This is a genomic window from Haloarcula sp. Atlit-7R, from assembly GCF_003666065.1.
In the GTDB taxonomy this organism is placed as follows: Archaea; Halobacteriota; Halobacteria; order Halobacteriales; family Haloarculaceae; genus Haloarcula; species Haloarcula taiwanensis.
In genome coordinates this window covers 106391-121699 of the sequence record NZ_QXIK01000010.1, presented here as the reverse complement: position 1 = coordinate 121699, position 15309 = coordinate 106391, and the positions used below count along the sequence as shown (strand labels likewise).

The 15309-nt window shown below is 62.9% G+C and carries 15 protein-coding genes; 5 read left to right on the top strand and 10 right to left on the bottom strand.

Annotation, left to right across the window (positions count from 1 at the left end; all coding sequences use genetic code 11):
• Nucleotides 1-295 precede the first annotated feature (295 nt).
• Nucleotides 296-799, bottom strand: coding sequence for a hypothetical protein (locus D3D01_RS23500; protein WP_147439944.1), 504 nt, complete (start codon nt 797-799; stop codon nt 296-298).
• Between the two features lie 706 nt (nt 800-1505).
• On the opposite strand from D3D01_RS23500, the gene D3D01_RS17370 reads away from it, so the two are divergent.
• From D3D01_RS17370 to D3D01_RS17360, 3 genes are read left to right on the top strand one after another with little or no spacing between them, the layout of a single operon-like run.
• A complete protein-coding gene (locus D3D01_RS17370) occupies nt 1506-2531 on the top strand; it encodes an ABC transporter substrate-binding protein (RefSeq protein ID WP_198560180.1) in 1026 nt (341 codons plus the stop codon).
• A complete protein-coding gene (locus D3D01_RS17365; protein WP_121513111.1) occupies nt 2528-3370 on the top strand; it encodes an ABC transporter permease in 843 nt (280 codons plus the stop codon). The genes D3D01_RS17370 and D3D01_RS17365 overlap by 4 nt, the downstream gene beginning before the upstream one ends.
• Nucleotides 3361-4158: an ABC transporter ATP-binding protein gene (locus D3D01_RS17360; protein ID WP_121513110.1), complete on the top strand. Its 798-nt coding sequence runs from the start codon at nt 3361-3363 to the stop codon at nt 4156-4158. Before D3D01_RS17365 ends, D3D01_RS17360 begins: the two co-directional genes overlap by 10 nt.
• 94 nt (nt 4159-4252) lie before the next feature.
• On the opposite strand, the gene gghA is transcribed toward D3D01_RS17360, so the two are convergent.
• From gghA to D3D01_RS17340, 4 genes are all read right to left on the bottom strand, one after another.
• Entirely contained in the window at nt 4253-6646 is a 2394-nt protein-coding gene (gene gghA / locus D3D01_RS17355) for a glucosylglycerol hydrolase (RefSeq protein WP_121513109.1), read from the bottom strand.
• 228 nt (nt 6647-6874) lie between these two features.
• Nucleotides 6875-7753 carry a mechanosensitive ion channel family protein gene (locus D3D01_RS17350; protein WP_101350398.1) on the bottom strand — a complete coding sequence of 293 codons (879 nt, stop codon included), beginning with the start codon at nt 7751-7753 and terminating at the stop codon, nt 6875-6877.
• Nucleotides 7753-8001 (bottom strand): YhbY family RNA-binding protein, encoded by a 249-nt coding sequence (locus tag D3D01_RS17345; protein WP_121513108.1) that lies wholly within the window; start codon nt 7999-8001, stop codon nt 7753-7755. The genes D3D01_RS17350 and D3D01_RS17345 overlap by 1 nt, the downstream gene beginning before the upstream one ends.
• Nucleotides 8002-8053: 52 nt before the next feature.
• Nucleotides 8054-8341, bottom strand: coding sequence for a ribonuclease P protein component 4 (locus D3D01_RS17340; protein WP_101350400.1), 288 nt, complete (start codon nt 8339-8341; stop codon nt 8054-8056).
• Between the two features lie 120 nt (nt 8342-8461).
• Here D3D01_RS17340 and D3D01_RS17335 point away from each other — a divergent pair, with 120 nt between their 5' ends.
• Nucleotides 8462-9511 carry a glycosyltransferase family 4 protein gene (locus tag D3D01_RS17335; protein ID WP_121513107.1) on the top strand — a complete coding sequence of 350 codons (1050 nt, stop codon included), beginning with the start codon at nt 8462-8464 and terminating at the stop codon, nt 9509-9511.
• 19 nt (nt 9512-9530) lie between these two features.
• Here the strand turns inward: D3D01_RS17335 and D3D01_RS17330 are convergent, their stop codons facing one another.
• On the bottom strand, nt 9531-10904 hold the full coding sequence (locus D3D01_RS17330; RefSeq protein WP_342764843.1) for an MFS transporter: 1374 nt from the start codon (nt 10902-10904) through the stop codon (nt 9531-9533).
• Nucleotides 10905-10973: 69 nt separating this feature from the next.
• Here D3D01_RS17330 and D3D01_RS17325 point away from each other — a divergent pair, with 69 nt between their 5' ends.
• Nucleotides 10974-12077 (top strand): glycosyltransferase, encoded by a 1104-nt coding sequence (locus tag D3D01_RS17325; RefSeq protein ID WP_121513105.1) that lies wholly within the window; start codon nt 10974-10976, stop codon nt 12075-12077.
• 31 nt (nt 12078-12108) lie between these two features.
• Here D3D01_RS17325 and D3D01_RS17320 read toward each other — a convergent pair whose 3' ends face one another.
• The 4 genes from D3D01_RS17320 to gatC all read right to left on the bottom strand — a co-directional run bounded on the left by D3D01_RS17320 (nt 12109) and on the right by gatC (nt 15131).
• On the bottom strand, nt 12109-12294 hold the full coding sequence (locus D3D01_RS17320) for a hypothetical protein (protein WP_004516202.1): 186 nt from the start codon (nt 12292-12294) through the stop codon (nt 12109-12111).
• A 41-nt stretch (nt 12295-12335) separates the two neighbouring features.
• Nucleotides 12336-13469 carry a M48 family metallopeptidase gene (locus D3D01_RS17315; RefSeq protein ID WP_233563453.1) on the bottom strand — a complete coding sequence of 378 codons (1134 nt, stop codon included), beginning with the start codon at nt 13467-13469 and terminating at the stop codon, nt 12336-12338.
• Between the two features lie 105 nt (nt 13470-13574).
• Nucleotides 13575-14852 carry an Asp-tRNA(Asn)/Glu-tRNA(Gln) amidotransferase subunit GatA gene (gene gatA, locus D3D01_RS17310; protein WP_101350404.1) on the bottom strand — a complete coding sequence of 426 codons (1278 nt, stop codon included), beginning with the start codon at nt 14850-14852 and terminating at the stop codon, nt 13575-13577.
• The gene (gatC, locus tag D3D01_RS17305) at nt 14853-15131 is read right to left on the bottom strand and encodes an Asp-tRNA(Asn)/Glu-tRNA(Gln) amidotransferase subunit GatC (RefSeq protein ID WP_101350405.1); all 279 of its coding nucleotides are present in this window, start codon (nt 15129-15131) and stop codon (nt 14853-14855) included.
• Nucleotides 15132-15309: the final 178 nt, after the last annotated feature.

Genomic DNA, 15309 nt, shown 5'->3' with positions numbered 1-15309 from the left:
GTGTCGGCTGTCTCGTCGACAGGTGGCTCGTCGAATCGGGCGGTCACGGCAATGAATCGTTCTGCTACTGTCATAATACCTCTCTACACACGCCGTAGAACTAGGAGTTCGTCATAGAAGCCGTCGCGATGACTGATCTCTCATTCCTGCTCGGACTTCCGGGGTTGGGGGTCTGCTAACCAACACTCGGTGGTAGAAGTGGTCCAGTGTTGGTTAGCCGGAAGGGTGGCGTAGGACAGTTCAACAGAACCCATAGAAGTCCCGTGCAAAAGTAGAGGGTGTAGTCCTCAAAGAATCAATGTAACCAAACATCCCGGATTTGTGTCATCGCATTATTAGCAAATCGTCTAATCTCAACAGCATTTCGCGTACTTAATTCAAAAAATACCCCGTCATCATTTACATAGCTGTTCTTGAGAAGTTCCCTAAACTCACCTTCTGTTTTAAGCTTAGAAGCTATCTCTTCGATATCTTTCTCATTAAGATGGTCTGATCCCACTCCGGGAATACTGGCAGTTGCCTCATTATATTGTGTCTTGTATAGTTTTACTAGAATAGTAGATTTGGGCTTTCTCGGACCGAAATTAAACCGATGCAATATCGGCTTTATTTTATATGAATTGTTGATTTCGACATCATCCAGTTGTTCAAGGGACTCTCTTATCCCGGTTCTCGCTTGTGCTGAATATGAAAAATAACTCAAAAGAGATGTAAACACAAGAAGAAATAGGCTCATCAGAGAGAGTAATATTTGTCCAACGATTAATCCGCTACCAGAGGACGCAGCGTTTCCAACCATCTATCATTTCTTTCAGTTCATTCAGCAAAATGCCAATGGACGAATTATCGTTCATTCATAACCAGAATCCGTCCTCTACTGTATACGCGCACTGTATTCAGCACGAGTAGAAAATATGGTGTGGAGTCTGACAGATAGAATGTATTCAAACCTCCGAATTCGGACGCCTCACGCCCAACAAGGGAATTCGTTCGACAGACGAGCGAGCGCCCTCAGCGCCCGTGGCATTTTGCTGCGAGCAGACAGTACGGACTGAAGAGTGTTGCCTGTGGAATTTGCAGCAGGGCGGAGCCGGCGTGACGGTAATCAAGTCCACGGCGCACGTAGCCGTCTGCACGCGTCCAATCGCTCGGGACCTGAAGCGCTACCGTTCGATGCCGACCACTATCAGGTCGATGTACCGGTCGAAACACCCGATACTGTAAGGGCAAGTGGCGAGCGTCTGAAAGAGTCCAGAGAGCGGACCTGGTCGTCGGGTTGCGCTGCAGTGACCTACCGTAGCTGCCAGTACAGCGACCACGATAGCTTCGCCGTCAAACACCGACGGGAGCGTCCCGTAACAGTGGTAAAGTGACTGTGTTCACTGCCCCACTACTATCTGGCTTGAGAGAACACGGAAGGAGCGCCTGTGCTGATACACTATTGCTAACACAAGAGTTTATTATCACAGGAATTATTATAAATGGCTGTATATTTAATAACACAGATGGTATCTATCACGCGGCGACGACTACTGCAGACGGCTGGCGCTAGTGCAGCCGCGACGACGGTAACCGGCTGTCTCGGCCAGGGTGCGGCCTCGCTTGATTCCGTGACTGTAGGGTACGTCCCGATCTACCCCAACATGCAACACTACGTAATGGAACGGGAGGGCTACTACGACGCTGTCCCGGCAGAGGTCACTGTCGAGCGTTTTAGCTCGGGCCCCAGTGTCGTCACAGCGTTTGCCAGTGGGGACGTCGATGTCGCGTTCTTTGGCGTCACTCCGGCGATGGTACTCGCCGACAGAGGCACGCACGCAGGTGTTCTCGCTGCGAATTCACGAAACGGGTTCAAGATTATGGGGACAAGCAAGCTCGTCGACCTGTACGAGCAAGAGGCCGACGCTGTTTTCGACCGCTTCGAGCGTGAGAACGGACGAAAAATCCGGTTCGGTGTCCCACCGGATGGGAGCGTTCCCGACATTGTGCTCCGGTACTGGATTCAAGAGGCTCTCGACGCCGGGGAAATTGACACCGTCATCGACAAGTCGAAGGTTCCACCGGCGAAAGCGGTCCAGACAATTCAGTCGGGCGATATCGATGCGACCGTCATTCAGGAGCCGTTCGCGACGATAATCGGCCGTGAAGACGGCTACGGCGAACTCGAATGGTCGGGGACTGTCTTGGAGAACCATCCAGTGACGGTTCTCTACGCGACTCAGCAGGTCATCGACGCGAGCGATATCGCACGGTCACTGGTCGAACAGCACACCGTAGCGACCGCGTTCACAGCGAGCGCACCGGACGTGGCCGCGGGCCACGCCGCGTCGGTCATCGGCTCGGGTGTAAGCGAGGAACTCGCTCAGGCGGCCTTCGAGTCACAGGCGTCCGATTTCATCTCGGACCCGCATGCTGTCACCGAGCAGACCGCGACGATGGGCGAGTTCGTTGCGAGCGTCGGAAACATCGACGAACCGGTTCCGAGTGAGGAACTGTTCGCCTTCGGCCCCTACGACGCCATCGAGTCATGAGCGCGCCCACCGACACCGGTCCCGAGACGCTGCTGGACGGAGGCGTCGGGAGAGAAGCACGGCGATATCTCCGTGGCCTCGGGGGCCTGGCGAGTTTCCTGCTTATCTGGTGGGTCGGAGCGCTGACGACGCAGCCGTCGTATCTGGTTCCGGGACCCGTCGACGCCGCACGCGCCTTCGTCCAGCTGTTCGCAACCTCGACACGAATCGTCGCCCCGCTCGTCGGACTGGAACTTGTCTTGCCGACGGGACTTGCACATCTCACACAGACCCTGTTTCATTACATCCCGGGCCTACTGCTGGGTGCCGCCTGTGGCAGTAGCCTCGGACTGGCGATGGGCTGGCACGACGTGCTGGACGATTGGCTTCGGCCACTCGTCCGGGTGCTGCGGCCGATTCCGCCGCTGGCGTGGGTCGTCTTCGCCATCGTCTGGTTCGGTATCCATCACACGGGAGCGGCCTTCATCGTCTTCGTCGGCGCGTTCTGGATTAACTTCTATGCCGCCTACGGCGGCGTCGAGGGCGTTTCGAGCGAACTCACCGACGCCGCATCGACGCTGGGAGTCAAACGGGACCTGTCGATGCTGAAGCTGGTCGCGCTCCCGAGTGCCGCCCCGCAGCTGCTGACGGGCTTCCGTACCAGCATCGGACGCTGCTGGATGATTGTCGTCGGAGCCGAACTGTTCGGTGCGCCCGGTGTCGGCTACGAGATCATCAACGCCGCGAACAACCTCGCGATGGAGACCAGCGTCGCGTACATGTTCCTCATCAGTCTCGCCTTCCTTACGATGGACGTTGGCTTCCGGCTATTCGAACGGAGGGCTCTCGCATGGCGCTGAGTGAACGGTCGTCGGACCCGGCCAAAGCGGGTCGGAAAATCGTCGTCGACGGTGTCAGTAAGGCCTACGACTCCGTACAGGCACTCTCGGGTGTCTCACTCTCCGTTCGGGAAGGCGAGTTCTGCTGTATCGTCGGTCCGTCGGGCTGTGGCAAGACGACGTTGTTGCGAACGATAGCAGGCCTCGAGGACACCGACAGCGGCTCGATTCTGGTCGACGACGACCGGGTCACGGAGCCGGGGCTTGACCGCGGGATGGTTTTTCAAGAGTACGCGCTATTCCCGTGGCTGACGGTCCGGGGGAATATCCGTTTTGGTCTCGACCGGCCCGCGTGTGACTGTCCCGATTGTGAAGGGCGGATACGGGAACTGGTCGACCTCGTCGGTCTGTCAGGGTTTGAGGATGCGTATCCCAAGGAGCTCTCGGGTGGGATGAAACAGCGCGTCGGCATCGCCCGTGCGCTCGCTGTCGATCCGGAGATACTGTTGCTGGACGAGCCTTTCGGCAGCGTAGATGCCAGAACACGCGACCGACTCCACGACGAACTGCTCGATATCTGGGCCGAAACCCGCCAGACGGTCGTCTTCGTCACTCACGATATCGACGAGGCCGTGAAACTAGCTGACAGGGTCGTTGTATTGGACGACGACCCCGGCACTGTCCAGTCGACAGTCACCGTCGACATAGACCGTCCCCGAGAGCGAACGTCCCACCGGTTCGTTGAGTACGTCGCACGCATCCGAACGGAACTCGGTCAGACACCTGGTGCTAGCCAAAGCAGTCGATAAGACAGCTCTTCCTGCCTCGAAAGATGGCCAATGTAGCAGGGCCGCCACACTATCGCTCTACGTCGCAGTGAACACGCCGTCCTATGAGATAGTGTCACAACGGCCCGTTCGCAGTAGATCGACTGAAGAGCACGGCCTGGCTGTCAGCGAGCGTTACCGGTTCGCCCGGGTCCTTGACTGCCAGCCCTGGGGAGGCGAGCGCGACATCCCACCCGTTTTCGTCGACATCGACGAGATGACTGGGAGTGACGGTTTCGGCAACGCCTTCCATGGTCCCCACGAACAGGAGTTCTTCGCCGGTCTCCGAATCGGTGCGGTAGCCGTAGTACAGTACTGTCCCGTCAGTCGGATAGACGTAGTCGAGTACATCTTCGCCCGTAAGGTCTGTCGTCACCCAGTCGTGCTCGTGGCGGAACCGTCTGACTTCGAGGTCGAACGCGGTTCGGTCGTCGTCCTGTGTGTCGGTCCAGTGTGAGAGCGTGGCGAAGTGAGCGATGTCCCGCATCCAGTCGAGACCCAGTTGTTCCAGGTCCTCGACGGAGAGGTCGTCGCCGACGGGTGTCCCGACCACAGAAAGTAGCGCTGCCATTTCCGCCTTGTCGTAGTCGGTCATGCTGACCGTGTCGCTGAGACACGTCAGGAACGCGCTCAGTTCCGCGCGGCTTTCGAATCCCCACTCCTTGAGACGGGTGAAAAACCGGTCGTCTTCGAAGTCGCGGTCCCGTATCTGCCATTCGGGGAAATTCTTCTCCTCGGCGAGGACTTTCAGGTTCCAGACGGCGTCCGTGTCGCGGACGAAGCCCCACGGGGCTCGCATGTTGGCGTGCGTGAAATCCATCGGACAGCCGGGCATGAAGCCGTGAAACAGGATCGTCGTGGCGGGATTGTTGTAGGCCCGTTCGAGTTGCTCCTGCCGGCTGTCGCCGAGATATCGGTTTATTTGTGGCTGGCTGAACGGCGGGTCCGGTTCGAGCTGTGTCCCGCGGCGGATCGTGTCGTGGTTCGCGACCCCGGAGATCCAGTTCTCGCCCATGTCCGCGACCTCGCGGACGCGCCACCACTTCGTCGCCCAGAACGTCTGCAATGCCGGCGTATTGTGGGCGAACGTGACCGGCCCCCACTGGTAGGCGTGGGGGTGTTCCTCGATGAGCGTCCGGTACGTCGACGCGAGTTCCCAGTCCGAGCGCGGCCACGGGCGGCCGTCCTCGTAGATCATCCACGGACGGTACTCGACACCGGCCACCTCCTGTGTCACCCGGTCCATCTCGGCGAGGTACTCGTCGTCGTGGTACTCCTCCTCGGCCTCGGGGTCCCAGTTTGTGAAGTCCTGTGCGCCGTCGACGCGGATCCCGTCCGCCCCGAAGTCCATCTTGCGCCGCTGGAGTTCGAGCAGGCCCGCACGGACGACCGGCTGGGTGTAATCAAGCTCCTGCCCGTACATCCCCGGTCCGGCGAACCACTCGTCGTTGAGCAGTGGGAGCGCGCCGTTGTCGGCGTGGCCCAGCGCGATGTCGAAGACGACCTTGACCGGGTCCGGCATCGTGTGCAAGGTCGCGATGAGGTCGACGAGTTCGTCCGGCCGACGGCTCTCTAAGATGGCCGGGTTGACCGTTCCGAACCCGGAGATGACGATATCGTACCCCCAGTTTATCATGTCGGGGCGCCTGACTGTCGCCGTGAGCTGCCCCTCGCTCTCGGCCTCGGGGAGCCAGTAGCCCAGTTCGTCTTCGTTCTGTGTGATGGGGGCGAGCGGCATTAGCTGGACGGCGTCGTACCCGGTGAAGTTGCGTTGGGCCGGCGTCAGCGCCTCGCCGTCGCGCTGTTTCTGACCGATTCGGTCGAAGACATCGGTGAGGCCAGCGAGCGTGCCCGACTCGGTTGCGGTCCCCGGGTGGACTTCGAGCATGCTCGTCGCAGGCTCGAATCGGGGCAATCCGTCGTCCTCGTGGGCGTGCGGGGCGGCACCGTCCTCTGCGAGCGCTTGGAAGTACGCACGGTCGTCTCGGCGCTCATCGAGGCGGTCCATGTCGTACAGCTCCGGCGGGCCGTAGGCACCGAAGGGCAGTGAGTCCGCAAACGGATCCGTGATGGTCTCCCGGCTGCCGTCCTGCTCGTAGCTGAGGCGGTAGAGCGTCCCGAGCTGGTCGCGAGTCCCCGGCCGTGGTCCGTCAACCGCCGCCCACGTAAACTCCCCTTCCCGGCGCGTCTCCACGAGCTGTCTGTCGAAGGCGACGGTCTGCTCAGCGGCGGCCAGGTCGACCGGCTCTGTCGCCGTCAACAGTTCGAGTTCCACAGATTCAGCCGGCACCGCACCGACGAGTTCCGGCGTCCAGAACCCGAACTCCGCGTGGCTGTCTCGCCAGTGTGCACCGAGCCGGGACGTGATTTGCGTCGCCGCGTCGAACCGACTCTCGTGCTCGTCGAGTCGGTCACGCTGCCAGGTACACAGCGCGTCGGTCGCATCGGGTCGGAAACTGGAACGCGCCATCAGACGTCATCCCATTGCCTGTCCGATTCGTTCATAGCACGTATGTCTCTCACACACAATATGAGCGTTTCCCTCACATCACTACCTGTGCCCCACCCGCACAGCCGAGAGCGTTGCCTCTGGTCAGCCCGTTCACGCAGGCGAAAATTACAGTATCGAGCCGACCACCAGCTGCTGGGACAGCAGTCACGTGCCGCGGTCGCCCACAAAAAAGCCGCCGCCCTGCCCTCAGTCGTCGGCCGGTTCCACGACGCTGTCGAGTCCGGTCATCTCCAGCCCGCCGCCGATGGTCCGGTTCGGATACGGCATATTGATGTCCTCGGCATCGAACCGCTGCTTGACTGACTTGACGTACTCGGCGCGGGTCTTGACGAAGTCGGACCGACTGGGGTTTTCGATCCAGATACGGGACTGGAGTCCGACAGAGGAATCACCGAGTTCAACGAGGCGAACGGAGGGCTCGGGGTCGTCCATAATCCCCGGGTGTGCCCTGGCCTCGTCGAGAATGATTTCAGTCGCTTCGTCGATGTCGTCGTCGTAGTCGATGCCGAACACGAACTTCAATCGGAGCTGGTCCTTTGCGACGGGGTTTTTGATGACGCCGTCGGTCAGGTTCGAGTTCGGCACGGTAAGCAGTTCGTTGTCGAAGGTCCGGACGCGAGTCACACGGAGGCTAATGTCCTCAACGACGCCTGAGTTACCGTCCCACTCGATCCAGTCACCGATGCGGAACGGCTTGTCGGTGTAGATGAACACGCCGGCAACGAAGTTCTTGATGACATCCTGCATCGCGAAGCCGATGGCCAGCGTCGCTGCCGCGGCGATGGTCGCCAGCGACTGCAGGAAGTTCCCGTACTCGGCCATCCCGAAGGCGACGGAGATGGCGACGAACACGATACCGATGCTGACGACCTTCTTCAGCGGCCGCCGAGCGTGCGTATCGAGGTCGCGGGACTTGAGCGAGCGGTCGACGATAGGCAGGACGATTGCCTTCCCCAGAACGTAGACGAGGGCGAAGACAACGACGAAGACCACTGCCGAAGCGATAGAGCCGGCCGCTGGCACACCGAGCCCGTTGAGTAGGTCGGCGAGTGGCTGGACCTGCATCATTTCTCAAACACAGCAGTGTGTCCCCGAACCTGAATCACGGTGGCGTTGACCAGCTCAGCAAGGTCGTCGGCGAGTTCCTCGGTCGTCGTGCCCCCGCGGGACGAGCGGAGGAACTTGACTTTCACCAGGTCGGTGTTCTCCAGCTGGTCGTCGAGTTCGTCCGCTACTGATTCGATGCCGTGTTTGCCGACGCGGAGTGTCGCGTCGAGGTCGTGTATCCGAGACTGTCGAGAAGAGTCACTCATGTACACGGTTTAGCGCGGACAGCCCCTTAAAACCAATAGTCGTAGAGAATCCTCAGTCGTACGGGTAGCGGGACTGTGACCCACAGTCGCAGGTGATGACGACGTGGCCGGACTGGGTTCGCGAGCGGGCGTTGTGGCCGTGCAAGAGATACGTGTCGCAGGCGTCACATGTCGACCGCTCGAACGACCGCGGCAGCCGCAGACGGTGACGCTCCGCGACGCGTCGCGCGCGCCGGACGTACGACCGAGCACGGTCTTCGTTGCCAGCCTGGACGGCCTCGCGAGCGAGCGACTGGAGGCGCTCGATCCGCTCGCGGGCGATGGTCGCCTCGTCCGTCATTGGCGGTACTGGGTCGGCGGCAAGAAAATGCCTTCCGAACGAGCTGGCAACTGCGATCTATTACAGCCCCTCACAGGGAAAGTCGATAGGATTTTCGGCCCCGGTGGAGTTGCCCGAGACGTGCGCGTCCTGAACTATCTCGAACTGGCCGACCGCCTCGACCGGTCGGGCATCGGAACTGCCGTGGACCACCAGCGGGCGGCGCTGTCCGAAACCGACATCGAGGTGGAGACGACGCCCTGGCAGGAGGGCCATCCGGCGTGGGCACTGGGTGGCAATATCGCCTTCAACGATCCGGTGTTCCGAGCGTTTGACATCGCTCACTGCAACATGATCGGACCGGGGTCCGTCGCTGTGGCACAACACGCGGCGCAGGCAGACATCCCGCTCGTCCTGCACGCCCACGTCACCCGCGAGGATTTCCGGGATAGCTTCCGCGGGTCGAACCTGGTCGCGCCGGCACTGGGTCGGTACCTCCGGTGGTTCTACTCGCAGGCCGACCTCGTGCTCTGTCCCTCCGAGTACACGAAGGACATCCTCGAGTCGTACCCGGTCGATGCGCCGATACGGCCGATGACAAACGGCGTCGACATCGACGCGCTGGCAGGCTACGAGGATCTGCGCGAGGACTACCGCGGGCGCTACGACCTCGACGGGATGGTCGTCTTCGCCGTCGGCAACGTCTTCGAGCGCAAGGGGCTGACGACGTTCTGTGAACTCGCACAGGCAACGGAGCACGATTTCGCGTGGTTCGGCCCATACGACGCCGGGCCACAGGCCTCGAAGACCGTCTCGCAGTGGGTGAACGACCCGCCAGAGAACGTCACGTTCACCGGCTGGGTCGAGGACATCCGCGGCGCGTTCGGGGCCGGCGACGTGTACCTGTTCCCGACGAAGGCAGAGAATCAGGGTATCGCCGTGCTGGAGGCGATGGCCTGCGGGAAGGCGGTCGTCCTTTCCGATATTCCGGTGTTCCGAGAGTACTACGAGGACGGCCACGACTGTCTCATCTGTTCTGACAAAACGGAGTTCCGCGAGGCACTGGAGCGTCTCGCCGAGAACCCGGACCTGCGGGACCGACTCGGAGAGAACGCTAAAGAGACGGCCAGAGAACACAGCTTAGACCGGGTCGGTCGTCGGCTGATCGAGACGTACGAAAAACTGGTCTGATCGCCGCCCCAGCGGATTGTTATGCTGAGCGGGGGTCCGTTGCGACAGCTACCGACGGTGAGCGACGCCAGACGACTGCGACCAGTGTTGCGCCGACAAACACCAGCGCACCGGCGACTGAGAACGCGAGCAGAAAGCCGTAGCCGCCAAGCCAGCCGCCGAGTATCGACCCGACGCCGCTCGCCAGCCCAGAGACGGCGGTGTAGATGCCGAGCGCCTCGCCGCGAATCGCCGCCGGCGCGAGTTGGGTGACGACGCTGGCCGCGGTGACGGCGATGACAGCCCAGGCGACGCCGATGAGGGCGAACACGACGCCGGTGACCGCTGTGCCGACGAGCGCCGCCGAGAAGAGCAGTCCCACGACGGCGACGGCCGGGTGAAGCGCCGCGCGGGCGAGCAGGCTGCCGACCTGAAGCCCGCTCGGGTCGTACCGCTCGGCGAGTTTGCCGGCGCGGTCGTACCACAGCGCCGACCCGACGCTGGAGACGAGATACAGCGCAAAGACCAGACCGGAGTTGTAGCCGAGCGTCCGCGAGAGATACAGCGGCAACGGTCCCCAGAACACGCCGAACCCGACGAAGAAGGCGACGACGCCTCCGAAGTAGACCGTCAGCGCCGGAGTGAACCGGGCCACGACGTCCCGTGGATGTATCGACCGCGTGAGCCAGTACAGCCGGCCCGGGCCGACCGGGAACGTCGCGCTCCTGACCGGGAGCCGGCGCGACCGGGCGATGGCCCGCGAGAGCCGGCTGGCTCGTGGGCTGGCGAGTTCGTCGGGGTCGGCCGGTAGCCACTTCGCCGCGAGCGCCATCGACAGAGAAACGGCGGCCGCACACAGCCACAGCAGCGACTGCTGGGCGGGAACCTCACCGAGCGGTCCCGAGAGCAGCGTCGTCCACACGAGGCCGATGACGAGGCCGCCGGCCCACCCCCAGCCCTGGTAGCGGTTCAGGACGGCGAACCGCGCGGGCCAGTCCCGCTCGACGGTTCCGACGGTGACGAGCAGGGTCAGCACCGGCGCGACCGCGCCCGCCGCGAACCACAGCAAGCCGTTGCCGACGATGACTAGCCACGGCCGCTCCGTCAGCGAGACGAGCACCAGGGCGATGACCGCCAGTCCCAGCGCGACCAGGACGAGCGAACGGCGCTTCCCCGTTTTGTCGGCGACGCGCCCGAAGACGAGCGCGCCGGGCGCGCCCGCCGCGGCGGCCACCCCGGCGAGGACGCCCAGCATGAACGTCTCGCCGCCGATGGCGACAAAATACAGCGGCACGAGCAGCGAACCCGCGCCCAGTGCCACCGATGCGAGCGCCCAAGCGTACAGCCAGCCGTCCCGGTCCATTACCCACACTCCACCACGGTCCCGGAAAAGCGCTCTGGCGCTTGGTGGCAGGTGACAATCACCTGATTAGTGGCTTGCCAATGGCAACGGTTTAAGCCCTGGTCCTGCTACGCCGCGGCGATGGCACTGCCGCACGTCGCGACGTTTACCGACACGTATCTCCCGACCGTCAATGGGGTGACCTACACGGTGCAGACGTGGCGGGACCGCTGGCGCGACCGCGGCGGTCGCATGGGCGTGGTCTATCCGAAAAGCGACCACGACCCCGCCGACAACGAGTACCCGGTCCGGAGCCTCCCGTTCCCGTTCTACGAGGGCTTTCGCCTCGGGATGCCACAGATACCGAACGGCGTCCGGGACGCCGAACTGGTCCACGCCCACACGCCGTTCAGCCTCGGGATGGCTGGCCAGCGACTCGCGGGGAAGCTTGACATCCCGTTCGTCGCGTCGTATCACACGCCCACGAGCGAGTACGCCGAGTACGTCTCCTTCAACGGCGCTGTCGAGTCAGCGGTCCGCTCCAGCGCCGAGAGCTACGAACGCTGGTTCCTTGGCCGTGCCGACACCGTTATCGCGCCAAGCGAGCGCGCAGCGACCCATCTCCGGGAGTCTATTGGCCTCGATACAACGGTGTCCGTCGTCCCGAACGGCGTCGACACGACCGTGTTCGAACCGGTCGACACGGCCGACTTCCGGGACCGCTACGACCTCCCCGACGGCCCCATCGTCGGCTACACCGGCCGCCACGGCTACGAGAAGTGTCTAGCTGACATCATCACCGCCTGCGAGGGGCTGGACGTGACTGTCGTGCTCGGCGGCGACGGCCCGGCCCGTGAAACCCTCGAAGCGACGGCCGAACACAGCGATGTCGACGTGCGGTTTCTCGGCTTTCTGGACCGGGCGGAGCTTCCCGAGCTGTACTCGACACTTGACGTGTTCGCGTTCCCCAGCCCCGTCGAAACGCAGGGGCTGGTCGCGCTGGAGGCCAACTGCTGTGGGACGCCCGTCGCGGGCGTCGACGCCGGCGCACTCAGCGACACCATCGAAGACGGTGAAACCGGCTACTCATACGACGAAGGCGACATCGACGGTTTCCGCCGGGCTATCGAGCGCGTCCTCGATGACCAGATACAGCTTCGAGAGCGCTGTCTTGCCCGGCGGGACGTAATCAGCGTCGAGCACGCCATCGACAAACTGGCCGACGTGTACGCTAGCGTGCTGTAACCGTCATCCGAACAGCGCCGGACTCCGCAGCTCAGGCCCGCGAGTGTGACCAACCGATACCGAACGCGAGCCCGTTGAGTGTCCCGAGCAGTATCCCGAGGTAGAAATCCCCCAGTGAGACGGCCAGTATCAGGCCAGCCCCGATTCCCAGTGCCAGCCCCTTCAGGACTGTCGGCCAGTGGAGCCAGCTGAGTCGCCCTTCGGCGTCGTCGCTCATACGCTCTTTCGGGCCGCCGGCGAGTAAACTGTACCCATTCGTCACCGGCGCTCGTGCTGGTCACGGGCGGACTGTCGCTCTGCCAGCGCAGCGATGCGGCGTTCGACGTCCGGATGCGACCCGGGCAGCAGCCGTTCGGAGACGCTCCGCCAGCGGTGGGCGAGCCGTTCGGCCCGTCCCTCCGGCGGGTCGGGCGTCCCGTCTGCAATCGCGTACGGCACCACACACAGTTCCCGCACACCGGTCTCAGCAGTTCGGATGTCCGTGGCCGGGCGCTGGTCCGCTGTCAGCGTCTCCAGAGCACTGGCGAGCGCCGCCGGGGAGCCACAGATGGCGACGCCGCCTGCGTCCGCCGCGTACTCCCGGACTCTGGACAACAGCCGGTAACAGGCCGTGCTGGCGAGATACAGCGCCGCGGTAAACGGTACTGCGGCGAGCGCGAACGCGACCAGCGGGAGGTGAAAATAGGCAGCGCCGACGGCGTTTCTGCTTATTTCTCCGTCGAGGAACCGGTGAGTGAACACCGACGTTTCGAGCGTGGTCCGAAGCCTCCGGGTGGCGCGTGCGCTCACAATCGGCAGGAACGCCGCCGCTGTCATCACGAACGAGTCGCCGTTTTTCAGATGCGCGAGTTCGTGAGCGAGGACGGCGTCCAGCTCGTCGTCGGCAAGCTGGTCGATGAGCGCCGTCGTCACGAACAGCGTCCGCTCGCCGGGTCGGCTCGCGGCGTAGCTGTTCGGCGTCGCCGAGTCGATGACGCGCACTTCGGGCGTTGCCATATCCACCGTCTGGGCCAGCCGTGCGACCCGCTTGCGGAGCTGTGTCGCAGTCCGCTTGCGTTTGATCGCGGTGAAGCGCTCTCTGGTGGTTTCTGGCTCGGGTGCCTCGGGCAGGTCCGGGCCGCCGGCGGCCTCCCGTAGCGTGACCCGGTAGCCAAAGCAGCACTGGAGGGCCAACACGAGCGGTGTCCCGGCGAGCACCACGGGTCCGAGCGGGACCAGATGAAACCCCCGGGTCCAGACTGACGCGCCGACCGGGAGGCCAAGCGCCGGGAGCAAGCCGTACGCGACGTGTGCCAGGACGTACGCCGTGACCACGGCGAGGGCGTCGAAGGCGACCAGCCCGAGCAGGAGGGCACCCAGCCGTAGCCGGCGTGTACTGTGGGTGGAGGGCACTCTCGTGTTTATTTCACCAGCCTGTTCAAAAAGCGTGACGGGGCGCAAACCCGTCGACCGCGACGCGGGCGAAAAATCACTCGTTCGCTCCGCTCACTCGTGTCCCTACGCCAGCGCGCTGCCGGCGCGGATTATCTCGCGTTCGCCGAAGGCCGGTCCGACCAGTTGCAGGCCCACGGGGAGCCCATCGTCGGTCTCGCCGGCCGGCACGGAGATAGCCGGGAGGTTCGCCAGGTTCACTGGGGTCGTGTTGGCGTCGGCCAGGTACATCGTGAGCGGGTCGTCAAGGCTTTCGCCGCGTTTCATCGGCGGGACGGGCATCGTTGGTGACGCCAACACGTCGGCGTCATCCAGCGCCTCGTCGAAGTCCTGTTTGACCCACGCCCGGGCGTCCTGTGCCTTCTTGTAGTACTTGTCGTGGTAGCCCGCCGAAAGGGCGTACGTTCCGAGGAGAACCCGGCGCTTGACCTCCTCGCCGAAGCCCTCCTCGCGGGCGTTGGCGAAGGAATCGTTCCAGTTGCCGTCGTAGCCGCCCGACTGTCCGTAGCGGACGCCGTCGAACCGCGCGAGGTTCGAGGACGCCTCGGACATGGCGATGACGTAGTAGGCCTCGACGGCGTGTTCGACCGAGGGCAGGTCAACCTCGTGGTAGCTCGCGCCCTGTGCTTCGAGGTCGTCCAACGCCGTCCAGAACGTCTCGACAACCTCTTGGTCAGCCCCGTCGAGCAGCTCTGTCGGAACACCGATAGAGAGTCCGTCGACGTCACCGTCGGCAGCCGCCGCGTAGGAACCGTCGGCCTCGGGTGCTTCCTGTGTCGTTGCATCGTGTTCGTCCGGGCCGGCGATAACGTCCAGCAGTTCTGCAGCGTCCTCGACGGTCGGCGCGATGGGGCCTATCTGTTCGAGGCTGTTCGCGTAGGCCACGAGGCCGTACCGGGAGACCAGTCCGTAGGTCGGTTTGATGCCGACGACGCCACAGAACGCGGCCGGACAGCGGATGGAACCGCCGGTGTCGCTCCCCAGCGCGAGGTCAGCATCGCCGGCCGCGACAACGGCGGCCGAGCCACCGGAGGAACCGCCGGGGACGCGGCCCTCGGCGACGGGGTTCTCGACGGGGCCGAACGCCGACGTTTCGGTGGTCGTTCCCATCCCGAACTCGTCCATGTTGGTCTTGCCGGGGATGGTCGCACCGGCGTCTTTCAGCCGCTGGACGACCGTCGCGTCGTAGGGCGGGACGTAGTCGGAAAGCATCGCCGAGCCACAGGTCGTCCGGACGCCTTCGGTTGAGATGTTGTCCTTGACTGCGACGGTCGTGTCCGCCAGCGGGCCGTCCTCGGCCCCCTCGATTGTCTCGTCGGTGACGTAGCCGTTGTACGCCGTCATCTACGACACCTTCGGTCCTTTGAACTGTCCTTCCTCGGTGTCGCTGGCGTTCTGGAGTGCGTCCTCCTGTGAGAGACTTTCACGTATCTCGTCGGGGCGCATCACGTTCGAGAGGTCTGCCTCCCGTTCTGTCTCGGGCACATCGTCGAGCGCTTCGAACGCGTCGAGGATGTCACCGAACTGCTCGGTGAACCGCTCGATCTCGTCGTCTGCGAGGTCGACACGGGCGAGGTCGGCGACGTGCCGGACCTCCTCGGGATCGACGGCGGGGTCGCTCATGTCGGGCCGGAGTGCTGGATACGCGGTAAGCGTTTCGAAACACCGGGCAGAAATATAAATAAGTTAACAATTATGGGAGGTAATACACACGATTTGCCAACTCTTGTTTTCCGTTCCGAAAATTGGACTTCTGAAACAGACAAAAGTTTTAAGTCGCCGTAGATACAACAATAGGATA

What these genes read in the sequence shown, in the direction of transcription:
- D3D01_RS17325 (WP_121513105.1), top strand. Translation starts at nt 10,974, where the DNA reads ATGGCACTGCCGCACGTCGCGACGTTTACCGACACGTATCTCCCGACC.
- D3D01_RS17340 (WP_101350400.1), bottom strand. Translation starts at nt 8,341, where the DNA reads ATGACGGACGAGGCGACCATCGCCCGCGAGCGGATCGAGCGCCTCCAG.
- D3D01_RS17320 (WP_004516202.1), bottom strand. Translation starts at nt 12,294, where the DNA reads ATGAGCGACGACGCCGAAGGGCGACTCAGCTGGCTCCACTGGCCGACA.
- D3D01_RS17370 (WP_198560180.1), top strand. Translation starts at nt 1,506, where the DNA reads ATGGTATCTATCACGCGGCGACGACTACTGCAGACGGCTGGCGCTAGT.
- D3D01_RS23500 (WP_147439944.1), bottom strand. Translation starts at nt 799, where the DNA reads ATGGTTGGAAACGCTGCGTCCTCTGGTAGCGGATTAATCGTTGGACAA.
- D3D01_RS17365 (WP_121513111.1), top strand. Translation starts at nt 2,528, where the DNA reads ATGAGCGCGCCCACCGACACCGGTCCCGAGACGCTGCTGGACGGAGGC.
- D3D01_RS17350 (WP_101350398.1), bottom strand. Translation starts at nt 7,753, where the DNA reads ATGCAGGTCCAGCCACTCGCCGACCTACTCAACGGGCTCGGTGTGCCA.
- gatC (WP_101350405.1), bottom strand. Translation starts at nt 15,131, where the DNA reads ATGAGCGACCCCGCCGTCGATCCCGAGGAGGTCCGGCACGTCGCCGAC.
- D3D01_RS17345 (WP_121513108.1), bottom strand. Translation starts at nt 8,001, where the DNA reads ATGAGTGACTCTTCTCGACAGTCTCGGATACACGACCTCGACGCGACA.
- D3D01_RS17360 (WP_121513110.1), top strand. Translation starts at nt 3,361, where the DNA reads ATGGCGCTGAGTGAACGGTCGTCGGACCCGGCCAAAGCGGGTCGGAAA.
- gatA (WP_101350404.1), bottom strand. Translation starts at nt 14,852, where the DNA reads ATGACGGCGTACAACGGCTACGTCACCGACGAGACAATCGAGGGGGCC.
- gghA (WP_121513109.1), bottom strand. Translation starts at nt 6,646, where the DNA reads ATGGCGCGTTCCAGTTTCCGACCCGATGCGACCGACGCGCTGTGTACC.